Annotated in this window: 9 protein-coding genes; 5 read left to right on the top strand and 4 right to left on the bottom strand. The window is 36.7% G+C overall.

The genetic code is table 11. The annotated features are described in order from the left end of the window. Nucleotides 1-27: 27 nt before the first annotated feature. From AsAng_RS21755 to AsAng_RS21745, 3 genes are all read left to right on the top strand, one after another. Entirely contained in the window at nucleotides 28-744 is a 717-nt protein-coding gene (locus AsAng_RS21755; RefSeq protein ID WP_264789210.1) for a hypothetical protein, read from the top strand. A gap of 230 nt (nucleotides 745-974) precedes the next feature. After that, nucleotides 975-1,517, top strand: coding sequence for an RNA polymerase sigma factor (locus AsAng_RS21750; protein WP_264789209.1), 543 nt, complete (start codon nucleotides 975-977; stop codon nucleotides 1,515-1,517). Next, the gene (locus AsAng_RS21745; protein ID WP_264789207.1) at nucleotides 1,510-3,255 is read left to right on the top strand and encodes a hypothetical protein; all 1,746 of its coding nucleotides are present in this window, start codon (nucleotides 1,510-1,512) and stop codon (nucleotides 3,253-3,255) included. Before AsAng_RS21750 ends, AsAng_RS21745 begins: the two co-directional genes overlap by 8 nt. Nucleotide 3,256: 1 nt before the next feature. On the opposite strand, the gene AsAng_RS21740 is transcribed toward AsAng_RS21745, so the two are convergent. Then, a complete protein-coding gene (locus AsAng_RS21740; protein WP_264789206.1) occupies nucleotides 3,257-4,462 on the bottom strand; it encodes a hypothetical protein in 1,206 nt (401 codons plus the stop codon). Between the two features lie 451 nt (nucleotides 4,463-4,913). On the opposite strand from AsAng_RS21740, the gene metH reads away from it, so the two are divergent. Next, nucleotides 4,914-8,633, top strand: a complete 3,720-nt coding sequence (metH, locus tag AsAng_RS21735; RefSeq protein ID WP_264789205.1) for a methionine synthase — start codon at nucleotides 4,914-4,916, stop codon at nucleotides 8,631-8,633. 67 nt (nucleotides 8,634-8,700) lie between these two features. Here the strand turns inward: metH and AsAng_RS21730 are convergent, their stop codons facing one another. Beyond that, on the bottom strand, nucleotides 8,701-9,465 hold the full coding sequence (locus tag AsAng_RS21730) for a hypothetical protein (RefSeq protein ID WP_264789204.1): 765 nt from the start codon (nucleotides 9,463-9,465) through the stop codon (nucleotides 8,701-8,703). Between the two features lie 436 nt (nucleotides 9,466-9,901). Here AsAng_RS21730 and AsAng_RS21725 point away from each other — a divergent pair, with 436 nt between their 5' ends. Next, nucleotides 9,902-10,291 (top strand): hypothetical protein, encoded by a 390-nt coding sequence (locus tag AsAng_RS21725; protein WP_264789203.1) that lies wholly within the window; start codon nucleotides 9,902-9,904, stop codon nucleotides 10,289-10,291. Nucleotides 10,292-10,381: 90 nt separating this feature from the next. On the opposite strand, the gene AsAng_RS21720 is transcribed toward AsAng_RS21725, so the two are convergent. Both AsAng_RS21720 and AsAng_RS21715 read right to left on the bottom strand, forming a co-directional pair. Continuing rightward, nucleotides 10,382-11,344 (bottom strand): D-2-hydroxyacid dehydrogenase, encoded by a 963-nt coding sequence (locus tag AsAng_RS21720; protein ID WP_264789202.1) that lies wholly within the window; start codon nucleotides 11,342-11,344, stop codon nucleotides 10,382-10,384. A gap of 150 nt (nucleotides 11,345-11,494) precedes the next feature. Further along, nucleotides 11,495-12,535, bottom strand: a complete 1,041-nt coding sequence (locus AsAng_RS21715) for a tetratricopeptide repeat protein (RefSeq protein WP_264789200.1) — start codon at nucleotides 12,533-12,535, stop codon at nucleotides 11,495-11,497. Nucleotides 12,536-13,018: the final 483 nt, after the last annotated feature.

Here is a 13,018-nt window from a genome sequence, read left to right as displayed (position 1 = left end):
TGAATTTTACAAAAAATAAAAAATACTATGAAACTACATTTACGATGTATTTTACCTTTTTTGTTATTCTTAATCACCCTATTAATGGTTGGTTGTGGTAAAGAGGATGTGTTCAAAAATCCTACGGCTGTTCTTTTTGATATAACAATGGATCCTTCGGGGGCAGGTGCTTCAGATAACTTAACCCTAAATAATGGTTATATTATACTTAGCAGCTTTAGTGTGATTGGAGAACGAGATCAAGCGGAAAATTTTGAATTTTCAAGGAGTTTTCCAAATGGTTTGAAGATTCCTTTTTATAGCCAGACTACATTTGATGATTTGAGTTTTGAATTGCCTCAAGGAGATTATAGTCGTCTAGTTGTACGTTTTGAAACGGTTAGAACAGCTGCTAATGAGGCTAGCCTTTTTGTAGAGGGAGGTTATAAATACCGTAACCCTAATAAAGTACCTTCAGCAGTAGCCGTACATGTTAAATGGAGTAAAATACAGCAATTTGAGGTAGATGTTACAACTGCTTTAGGAAATAATAAACTAACCTTGAGTGAGGATAAGGTAGAACGACCTTATATTGTGTTGACTCCTAAATCTTGGTTTGCTAATGTATCTGAGTTAATGCTTAACAATGCTTCTTTTATTGGAGTAGGAGGGGTTCAAACAATAATAATTGATGAAAATATGAACCATACTCTTTTTAATGAAGTAGATGCTTTAGTGAGAACCAACTTAAAATGTACTTTATAATAATCAACTGCGTAGCACTCATGTAATAATCGAATACGATTAGCTTTGCTGCTACTGCGTGGTTACTACGTGAGCCTTGTTACTCACTCTGTTTGTTACTCGTACCTCGTGAGCCAGCAAGCTGGGTTCGTGAGGTCGCAAGCTCTGTTCGGGTTTTCAACGAAGTAATGAATAATAATACATTAGTATAAAAACATAACAAACAAACCTATTTATAAAATTTCTTAACAGTGGAAGGACTTTCAGAAAGAGAACTAGTAGAACGTTGTGCTGCCGATGAAAGGCAGTATCAAGAGCTGCTTTATCGTAAGTATGCTGCTGATATGTATAAGGTTTGTATGATGTATGCCGAAAATAAAGCAGACGCATCAGATATATTACAGGAAAGTTTTATTAAGGTATTTAAGAATATTCATCGATTTAGATTTGAGGGCTCATTAAGAGGCTGGATTCGACGTACTGTTGTTCATACTGCAATCAATGCTTACAATAAAAAACAACGAGATATTCAAGTCGTGATTCCTATGTCTGAAAGTGGCGAGGTGGATGCTTCTATTGATAGTATTGTAGGCGAATTAGAGGCTAATGATATTATAAAATTGGTTAATTCTTTACCTCAAAAGGCAAGAGAAGTTTTAAAATTATATGCTATAGAGGGATATAAACATAAGGAAATTGCTGCTTTGTTGGGAATAACGGAGGGAACTTCAAAATCTCAATTTAGTAGAGCAAAAAAAATGTTGCAAACTTCAATAAAAACACTCCATGGATAGGCACCCAACCAATAATAAAATTGGGGAGAGTTTTGAAAAACAAACCCCTGATGATCAGGTTCCTGAGTTTATTTGGGATAACATAGCGAATGAACTTGCTAAAGGTTCATTGCCAGTAGAAAGTGCTGAAAAAATAAAAACGTCTTTTGAGACGGGGTTTGATGATGAAGATTTGCCAGATTCTTTGTGGGAAGGGGTTGCTAGCCAGTTGGAACAAAAATCTTCTCTAAACAAGATCAAAAGTAGTTTTGAAGGGAGTTACACTAAAGATGTGCCTAAGCATATATGGGAAAATGTAGAGGATCAGTTGGAAATTGATGCGGTTTGGCAGCGTATTCACAAAGTTCTTAATCGTAGAACAAGAAAGGGCTATTGGCGGGAAAAAAGTGCACAATTGGGCATTGCTATTTTGGTTGTTTTATGGCTGAGAGGTTGTGGTATAGGGGAGGAGTTGATAAACCCAATTGCTTACCAATCGGAGCCTTCAACTACCGTTGAATATGTAAAAACTACTCCTGCAAATTCTGAAGGGAGCTCCACCTATTCTAATTCTATAGAGGAAGCAGAACAGGATAAAGAGACTCCAATCGCTGGATCAAAGGTTAATCTATCATCAAAGCAAACTCCATGGAATCAACAGGAGTCTACTACTAAACAGACCTTAAGAGCCAACAAAGCACCTCAAATTGTAACTAAAAGGAAGCCTACAAGTACTATAGGAGAAACAATAACAGGATTGAAACCTATTGCTGTAAACGAAGAGGAAGGACAAGGAGCAAATCAAGTTGTCAATACAACATTAGCTATAGACAAACGCAAATCAGATGATGCTCTACTCCAACAGCCAAGTTGGCAATCTAATAATAATACCCCTGTTTCTACTGGATTTATTCCTGTAACATTGCCTAATACAAATAATACTACTCAACATTTACAAGGGGCGAATGTAATAACAACAACTCCGTCTATTCATTCATTGATGCCTTCTTCAAAGGAGTTGATCTTTCAAAAGGTACCAAATCATGAAATAAATCCCATTGTAGTTAAGCCAATGATTGCTGATTCTGGAATTTATGAGTTGAGCAGTTTTCAAATTCAATCGCTTACTCCTTCTAAGAGACATACATTGCGTTTTGAAACGGGGATGAATACAAAAATTGGGACTTCGTTGTTGTTGGGAAGTGCAACCAACCGAGCAATGGAGACTACAAGTATGTTAAAGACTAAGGTGCGAACGGCGCTTAGTGTTGGTGTTGTACTAGCTTGCCATTTAACAGCTAATGACGCCGTTATTATTGGTGCTTATCCGTTTTCGAGCAATCAGCAATATTTTGGTGGATATACTAGCGAAGGACGCTATTATCATAAAGAGATAAAATTAACTTATTTTGATTTTACGATTGGTTATCAACGTACGTTGTTTCACTATAATGATTTTGGAATGATTCCTTCCTCTATGTATGCACGAGTGGGGTATGGTTTTGGTTATCTTAGCAAAGGAGAAGAAGTACTGAATGGCGTTGCTGCTGAGTTAGGTAGCTCTTACAATAAAATAAACCATAGTTTAGGGTTAGCTATTGGTAATACGCACCGAATCAATCGATTTGTAATTGATTATGGTTTGTCCGCTAATATAGGAGTATCTTCTATTCTAAATCAAAATTCACTAGGAACAACAACAGAGTATACCAACTTAATGAACATGGGAGGGTATTTAGGACTGCGTTATGTGTTATAATTTATATGCCATAATCGTATTGATCACTTTGCTCCCCAGTATCAAAAAATTTAACCCACTTTCCTTTGCGAATCCCTTTTTGATATTCTCCAGATGTTTTTAACTGTCCATTGGGATAATAGGTTTTCCATAAACCCTGCTTGATAGCTTTGTTATAATCGCTAACTAGATAATACCCCGAACTACTTAGGTTTCCATTGGGGTAATACGTATTCCACAAGCCATCTTTTCTTTCTTTATTGAGCTGTCCCGTCTCTTTTAATTGTCCGTTGGGATGATAAGATTGATAAAGGCCTTGCTCGTCTTTATTAAAAGTACAACTACTTTTTAATTGCCCATTGGGATGATACGTTTTGCATGAACCTATTTTTTTGCCTTTTTCATAATAGTGCAAACTCTTCAACTGGCTGTTCTTGTAGAATGTTTTTTGGGTGTCGTTAAGCACACCTGCTATAAAGTTTTGTTCGGATGCTAATTGCCCATTAGAATGGTAAGATTGATAAAGACCACTTACCTTATTGTGATGGTAAGTACCATTGTTTTTTAATTGTCCATTGGGGTAATATTCTTGGGCAATCCCCTCCAAGGTATCCATATTATAACTACAGCTACTTTTTAATTGCCCATTTTCATAGAACTGTTTAGAGGAACCGTGAAGAAAACCAAAGCTGTAATATTGACTGGACTGGATTTGCTTTTGAGGCGTATTGTAATAGGTGGTATAAAGTCCATCTTTAGGTCCATAACCTTGACTATTTTTATTGCCTCCCAAGGCAAATAAGATAAGCGTAAAAACGTATAAAATGGACAATATCCAATTAATAAAGGGGCGTTTCCATTGGAAAAATCCAATTAAAAAGTAAAATAAAGGGATAGCAAAAAGAATTAAACTAGGATAAATATAGCAATTTTGATAAAGGGGGTAACTAAATATAAAGCTGTTAATAATCAATAGAACTCCTAAACCTATCTTATATTCTCGTTGTTGTTCTTCAGAATAAGAACTGCTATTAACAGCATAAAAAAAAGAAATCAGAACAAAAGGCAGGTGGAAAACTCCCAATATAAAAAAAAGGTAAATTGTTGGTATCCCTAAAATTGTTGTTGCATTAACAGCAGAATGAGTTTGGGCTTGGATTGGGAGAACGATAAAAAGTTGGATCAGACATAGATACAGGTTGCTTTTGGTGGAATATATTGACTTCATAATTTTTCATTAACCTAAATGAGTTATTCTCATTACTCCGCTAGAAAATCGTATTAAATTGATAATCAGCAAAATAGCTTTTTGTGGGTCAGAGTATTAAAACACTGATTATCAAATTGATATAAGATGGTTTTTATGTTTTTTGTTAAAACTAAAAAACTATCTCATGACCGTAGGGAACTAATCAGCGGAGTATTAATTCTATTAGAATAAAGTAATTTTTGTAAAAAGTTACAATAAATTAATGCGAGAAGCAATAGAGAATTGATACTTTGCTTGCTTTTGCCTACCTTTGCTTGTCCAAGATGAAATCTCATGAGCATGTTTTATTTTGAGTTTCTTTTTTTGTACTAGGAAGAACGAAAACCGAAATTTCACTTGGAAACCAATTTTTTAGTAGAGTAAGTATCGATCAATTATTCTACTGAATATATTTTAAAACGTAGATTGAATGACAAATACAACAACAGTTTCTTCTGTTACTACCCTTGAGCGTTTAAACAAAATAGTACAACAGCGCATAATGGTTATTGACGGGGCAATGGGAACTATGATTCAAGAATACAACTTGACGGAAAAAGACTATCGAGGTGAGCGATTTGAAGATTTTCATCAAGATTTAAAAGGGAACAACGATCTGCTATCCATTACAAGACCTGATGTAATTGAAAATATTCACAAGGCTTATTTGAAAGCAGGTGCTGATATTATTGAAACAAACACCTTTAATGCCAATGCTATTTCGCAAGAAGATTATGACTTGGCGGATATAGCTTATGAAATCAATGTTGCCTCGGCTCAATGTGCCAAACGTGCAACGGCTTATTTTAACCAATTGAATCCTGAAAAACCTCGATTTGTTGCAGGGGCAATTGGTCCTACGAGCAAAACGGCTTCTATGTCTCCGGATGTGAACGACCCAGGGTATAGAGCAGTTACGTTTGACGATTTAGTAGGGGCTTATTATGAACAGGTACGTGGACTTGCCGATGGAGGTTGTGATTTGTTTTTGGTAGAAACAATATTTGATACCTTAAATTGTAAGGCCGCTTTATTTGCAATTGATCAATATTGCGAAGAAGTAGGGATTGCGTACCCTGTTATGGTTTCGGGAACAATTACTGATGCTAGTGGTCGAACTCTTTCTGGACAAACTGTCGAAGCATTTTGGATTTCGGTCAGTCATGCTAATTTGTTTAGTGTGGGGCTCAATTGTGCATTGGGTGCAACCGAAATGCGCCCCCATATAGAGGCTTTGGCTGGTATTGCAGATTGTTATATTAGTGCTTATCCCAATGCTGGTTTGCCCAACGAGTTTGGGGAATATGACCAAGATGGGGAAGAAATGAGTGGCTATGTTAAGGAATTTGCATCAAGTGGTTTTGTTAATATTATAGGTGGTTGTTGTGGAACATCTCCAGAGCACATTCAGTGTATGGCAGAGGCTGTTCAAGGCTTGCCCACTCGCAAAAAAAATCAACCTTCTATTTATACCCAGTACAGTGGTTTAGAACCTTTGATTGTTCGAGAAAACTTGAACTTTATCAATGTAGGAGAGCGTACCAATGTTACTGGTTCTCGAAAATTTGCTCGTCTGATTAAGAATGGCAATTATGAAGAGGCACTTTCTGTTGCTCGTCAACAGGTAGAGGGTGGTGCACAGGTGATTGATGTAAATATGGATGAAGGGCTTTTGGATTCTAAGGAAGCAATGGTTACTTTCTTGAATTTGATTGCTGCGGAACCAGATATTTCTAAGTTGCCTATTATGATTGATTCTTCCAAATGGGAGGTCATAGAGGCTGGATTAAAATGTGTACAAGGAAAATCTATTGTTAATTCTATTTCTCTAAAAGAGGGGGAAGAGGCATTTATTAAACATGCCAAATTATGCAAGCGCTACGGTGCTGCAATGATTGTGATGGCCTTTGATACAGAGGGGCAGGCTGACACAACTGATCGAAAAGTAGAAATCTGTCACCGTGCGTATAAAATTCTAACGGAACAAGTGGGAGTACGCCCTCAAGATATTATTTTTGATCCTAATATTTTTGCCATAGGAACAGGGATAGAAGAACATGCCAACTATGGTATTTATTTTATTGATGCCTGTAGAGAGATCAAACGCTTGATGCCGAATGTGAAAATTAGTGGTGGGGTTAGTAACATCTCTTTTTCTTTCCGTGGCAATAATGTCATTCGAGAGGCTATTCACTCTGTGTTTTTGTACCATGCTGTTAAGGCAGGGATGGATATGGGGATTGTGAATGCTGGAATGATGGAAATTTATGAAGATATTCCTAAAGAGTTATTGGTCTTAGTAGAGGATTTATTGTTCAATAGAAATCCAGAAGCAACAGACAAATTAATGGAATATGCGGAGAAGGTAAAGGGGCAAGGTAAAAAGCGAGTGGTAGATTTGTCTTGGAGAGAAGGAACCGTAGAGGAACGTTTAGCACACTCTCTAGTTAAAGGAATTACAGAGTATATTGTAGAAGATACTAAAGCTGCACATGCCAAATATGTAAGCCCTCTTCGAGTGATAGAGGAGCCACTCATGGCAGGGATGGATGTGGTAGGAGATTTGTTTGGTGCTGGTAAAATGTTTTTGCCACAGGTAGTAAAATCTGCTCGGGTAATGAAACAGGCCGTTGCTTATTTAACGCCTTATATTGAGGAGGAGAAGAAAGATTCGGGGGGAGCTTCTAAAGGAAAAATTTTGATGGCTACGGTCAAAGGGGATGTGCACGATATTGGTAAAAATATTGTAGGCATTGTATTGGCTTGTAATAATTATGAAATTGTTGACTTAGGAGTTATGGTTTCTTGCGATGCGATTCTAAAAGCAGCGAAAAAAGAACAAGTTGACATTATTGGGCTGAGTGGCTTGATTACGCCTTCTTTGGACGAAATGGTCTATGTTGCCAAAGAGATGGAACGCCAAGGTTTTGATATTCCGTTGATGATTGGAGGTGCAACTACCTCTAAGACGCATACAGCAGTGAAAATTGAACCTCAGTATAAAAATAACATAGCGGTTCATGTTTTAGATGCTTCTCGTTCGGTTACAGTAGCTAGTTCTTTGTTGAATAAAAACAAGGAAGAACAAGAAGCTTATGTGGAGGCTATTCGTAATGAATTCGAAGAAGTTCGGGTTCGTCGAGGCAATCGTAAATCTGCTAAAAAGTATTTAACGTATAGAAAGGCTAGAGAAAACAAACTTCAATTGGATTGGGCTAATTATACACCGCCTGTTCCCCTTTTTACAGGAACAAAATTATTTAAAGATTTTGACCTTAATACATTACGTAAGTATATAGACTGGACGCCCTTTTTTACAAGTTGGCAATTGAGAGGTAAGTACCCTGAAATCTTAAAGGATGAAATTGTAGGGGTAGAGGCGCAAAAGTTATTTGATGATGCCCAAGTATTGTTGGAACGAATTGTCAATGAAAAATGGTTGACGGCAACTGCTGTGATTGGTTTCTTTCCTGCCAATAGCGTCAACGATGATGATATAGAGGTATATACGGATGAGACTCGTTCTACCTTGGCTTATACCTTGAGAAATCTGCGCCAGCAACGTCAAAAAGCACCAGGGCAGGCTAACTATTGCTTGACAGATTTTATAGCACCTAAAGAGAGTGGTGTGAAGGATTATATTGGTGGTTTTGCCGTTACTGCTGGTGGAAATATTGAGCAATGGGTCAAAAAATTTGAAGCAGATTTGGACGACTACAACGCAATTATGACCAAGGCGTTAGCGGATCGTTTGGCAGAGGCTTTTGCCGAATACATGCACGAACAGGTTCGAAAAATACATTGGGGCTATGATCAAGCTGAATCTTTGAATAATGAGGAGCTAATCAAAGAACGTTATCAGGGAATTCGTCCTGCGCCAGGTTATCCTGCTTGCCCAGAACACACCGAAAAACGAACCTTATTTCAATTGCTAGATGTAGAGGCACAAACAGGGATTCAGTTAACAGAAAGTTGTGCGATGTACCCTGCTGCTTCTGTCAGTGGGTGGTATTTTTCTCATCCAGAGTCTAAGTACTTTGGCTTGGGGAATATTGAAAAAGATCAAGTCGAGGCTTATGCTCAACGAAAGGGGATGCATAGAGAAGAGGCTGAACGTTGGTTGATGCCTGTACTAAATTATGATATTTAGCACCAGCCATAAATAAACAGCAATTGCCTGTCGTTCTAATGGACGACAGGCAATTTTTTTAGAGGCCTTAGAAAGAAAAGTTTCCAGAAACATCGCCCATTTTTACAGCGTAACGATCCATATGATAAGGAGCATTGTTTCTACAATTGTTTTGCAAAAAAGATAACCCCCATGGATCTGTAACCATAGGAAGTACCAAGTCTACTTCAGGGACAAAGGTGACATTATTGCCAGGAAGGGTAATCGTAATACCCAAAATCAATTGTTGGATGGCTGTAATATCATTGCCATCAATAACTCCATTGTGGTCTACATCAGCAGCAACATAACGTCTGGCAGCATCAGACTCAGGAATAATATTATCAAATGGGGCAATATTTAGAATATGTCTTTGAATGTGAACCAAGTCTAATGTAGACACACCATTTAGTTGACTGGTGTTGTAATTCATACAAACTGGACCTGTTGTTGAGCTACATAGTGCATAGTTACCCAAAGTATTGGTATAGGCTGTCCAGTTGGCTTGTGTAACCTTGACCCCAGAAATACTTGACCAACCACCATTCCATGCACGGACTTTGCCAAAGATAGGTCCCCCAGGACAAATTGCTTTGGGAGTAGCAATAGCTTGTTCTTTATCTAGTTCTGTTTTTATACTTTGTTCTTGCGCTTCAAAACGTTCAAGAACTTCTTTGGGAGCATCCACAAATTCTTCCCAGTTCTCTAGAGTGAGCTGATTAGGATAGGTTTTTACAACATCTTTTTTACAAGAGATTGTCAATGCAGTCATGGTAAGGGCTATTATCCCCATCTTCATCCTTGTTTTTTTCATTTTTTTAAATTTTAATTGGTAATCAATTATTTTATAGATGTCACAAAAGTATATAAATAAATTAAATAAACTACTTATTTGTTATAAATAAAATGATTAAGTATTTGTTATTCAGTGTTTAAGTATAAATTAATACTAGGAAGAGAAGTACGAATATGGGATGAAGTGCAGTGAATATGGATCGGAAGAAAAGATGCAGTTATAACATTTTAATTTTGAACCACTCGCTAATTGTTTATTTTGTATTTAGAAACTTAGAGGACAAACTAAAAACAAAGTGCTCAGGAGCCAACAAGCTAGGTTTGTCCTGTACTCAAATTTAGAAAAAAAAAGAGCCAAACAACCATTTTGGGTTTTATAGCATCTATGCTTATTGAATGAGAATCAAATGGCTATCAACCTAGCATTATATTTTGTAACTATTAATAGTAAATACATGAATTTTTTTAAACAGACAGTGGTTTTATTAACTATTGCAATCGCTTTATTTATGACAGCCTGTACACAGGACAACTCTACTTGTACCCCTCCAGCTGTAGCACAAAATATTGTTGGAACTTGGACGATAACAGGAGGAACAGGAACCGTTGAATTTAAATCAGATGGGACGTTAGTAGACCCCAATGATGATGTATTGGGAGGCTATGTTAACAATGATACCTTTAGTGTCAAAACATATGTTGTTGCTAATGACACGCTTTCCGTTACAGCGGCTTCTCCTACGACTTCTAATTCTATGAGTGGGGATTTTCCAATAACAGACAATCAGTGTGATAAAATCACAATAAGTGTATTGGGTTTTAATACAGAGCTGAATCGTCAATAAATAATTGTAACAGAATAAAAAACTAGAGGCTGTTGGAACACGATTTCCAACAGCCTCTTCTATATAGCTTCGTAAAAGATTGATTTAAATCTAGTTATCTTCTCCAAAAAAATCAATAAAAGCATCTGCCAATTCCAAACCAATATTGCGTTGTGCTTCTAAGGTTGATGCACCAATGTGGGGAGATACAGAAATTTTTGGATGATTTAATAAGTCTTGATTAGGAGTAGGTTCATTGGTAAATACGTCTAGTGCCGCTCCAGCCACTTTACCACTTTCTAGTGCTTCTAATAGCACCTGTTCATCAATGGTGCCCCCTCTTGAGGTATTAACTAAAAATACACCATCTTTAAGTTGTTGCATTTCAGCAGCTCCTATCACAGGCTGATCGCTACTAGGAACATGAATTGTAATATAATCGCTTTTGGCAAAAACTTTAGCTAAGGGAACAGTACTTAAACGAATAGAAAAGGCAACATCAGATACATCAGGAGTGCCCAAGTCGATGTTGACCGTGTTGTCAAATAAATCGGTCGCTAATACTCGCATTCCTAAGCCTAATGCTAAACGAGCTACCTCTTGACCAATACGCCCAAAACCAATAATTCCTAATGTTTTACCTCTTAATTGAACCCCTTTAGAATATTGTTTTTTGAGTGCTTTAAACTCAGTCGCTCCTTTGGTGGTCATATCTCTATTGGCTCTGTGCAAAAAGCGAGAAAGTGTAAATAAGTGACCTACAACCAACTCGGCAACAGACTGAGAAGACGCTTTAGGCGTGTTAATAACTCTGATGCCTTTAGAACGAGCATATTCAACATCAATGTTGTCCATTCCAACACCACCTCTTGCAATCACTTTTAGATTAGGGCATTGATCAATAAGTTCTTTGCGAACTTTAGTAGCCGAACGAACAATAATAGCATCATAATTAGGAAGCTTTTCTGCCAATTCCTCTTGAGGAATCTTGGTGTCGTCAACAGCGTAATTAGCCTCTTCTAATAGTAATTTACCATCTGGGTGAATACCATCGTTAACTAAAATCTTAATCATAATTTTTTATTATTAGGTTGTTAAAATATGCTCTTTTAGAGTATTTTTATGACCAGTTAGATGCTACCTTGGGTTTTAAGAACAAGGAGCATTAATGAATGAAAATCAAAGGTAACAATTCAATAATCTTTTTTACATATTCCCTATAAATTATTTGCCTAAGCGCTTTAATGCTTCTTCTGCTCTTTGATAACGATTTCCATTGCGCACAGCGTTTTCATAAGCACGGACGGCTTCGTCTATTTTGCCCAATTTTTCTAAGGCTTCTCCCTTAAAGTAGTAAGCTTCTCCAAAAGTAGGATCGTATTTAACGGCAATACCAAAAAAGTGTTGTGCCTGTTCAAAGTCGCCTTCTTCCATAAAAAACAAACCATAATCATAACAACCATTCACCTCTTGAGGATGGTGAAGAATCAAGCGTTCATAGGCTTCTTTGGTTTTTTCCAACATGCCATTATCCTTGGTGTAATTTTGGTGAAAAAACGCTGCTTTGCCTTTTAGAGCTTCATAAGAAAGAGAATCTATACGCAGTGCGTTGTCATAATATTGAAGGGCAATTTTTTCTTTTTTGGCAGAAAAGATATGCGCTAATTGCATATAGGCATCAATATGATCTGCATCTTGTTCAATTGCCGTCTGAAAGTTGCCAATAGAACTGAGCGTATCACCGATATATTTTAGGATTAAGCCTCGCATAAACAAACCTTCTACATTTAGTGGAGATAGTTTTAGCACCTTTTCGGCAGAAATTAATGCTTCATCATAATGTTTTACATTGAGATTAATTTCTGAATGTACCAAGAGCAGATGAATGGTATCTGGATGGATTTCTAAGGCTTGTTCCAAGGTTTTTATGGCGGGTTTTGACTTGTTGTTTTCCAAGTAGGTCCAAGCTAATAGCCTTGCCGATTTCCAATTGGTTTTGTCGTAATCGTAGATGATACGAGCCTCTTCTTCTGCTTCTGTGTACATGCCTTCTTGAGAATAGGCTTCACAGCGAGCAACTCGAAGCGCCATGTTATTAGGATCGGCTATAATGTCTTTGGTAATAGCGTCAATAGCAGGAATACCCGTAAATTGACCGTGTTCTGCTTGAAACTCATCTGGTTTTTGTGCTGCTTGTTCACAACTGTAAAAACCAATAAAAACCAATAAAAGCCAACTAATCGTTAAGATTCTTTTTGTTATCATAAAACATTAAATTTATTCTCTTTCTTTTATTTCTGAGTAAACTACTTTTTAGAGGGGAACTTGATCATAAAACTTTGGATAATAGCCATTTTAGTGATCTATTGTTTGGAAATAGTTTGCTGAAGTAAAATTTTTTTCTTAGATTTATTATTACCCTACAGCGTTTTGTTGGTCAATTTTGAAACAAATGTACAAAATTCACAGTACCTATATGTAATAATAGTTTATGGATTTTGTGTTTTACAAAAAAATACATACAAATACTTATTTAATTAACCTCCAAAAATAATGTTTGTATAGTGGGGTGATTGTTTAGATCTTTGGTAATCCTCTATTATCGTTGTAGCTGTCAATAACAACATGGTTTTAGGAACTCTCCAAGACAAATAAATTGACAAAATAGAGGAAACAGCCTAATTAGGGAACTTTGGTTATTTATCCTATCATTATTTCGGCATAAACTATTTTAAAACAGTGTATTAT

Source organism: Aureispira anguillae (assembly GCF_026000115.1).
GTDB lineage: Bacteria > Bacteroidota > Bacteroidia > Chitinophagales > Saprospiraceae > Aureispira > Aureispira anguillae.
This window is presented reverse-complemented; position numbering and strand designations above follow the sequence as displayed.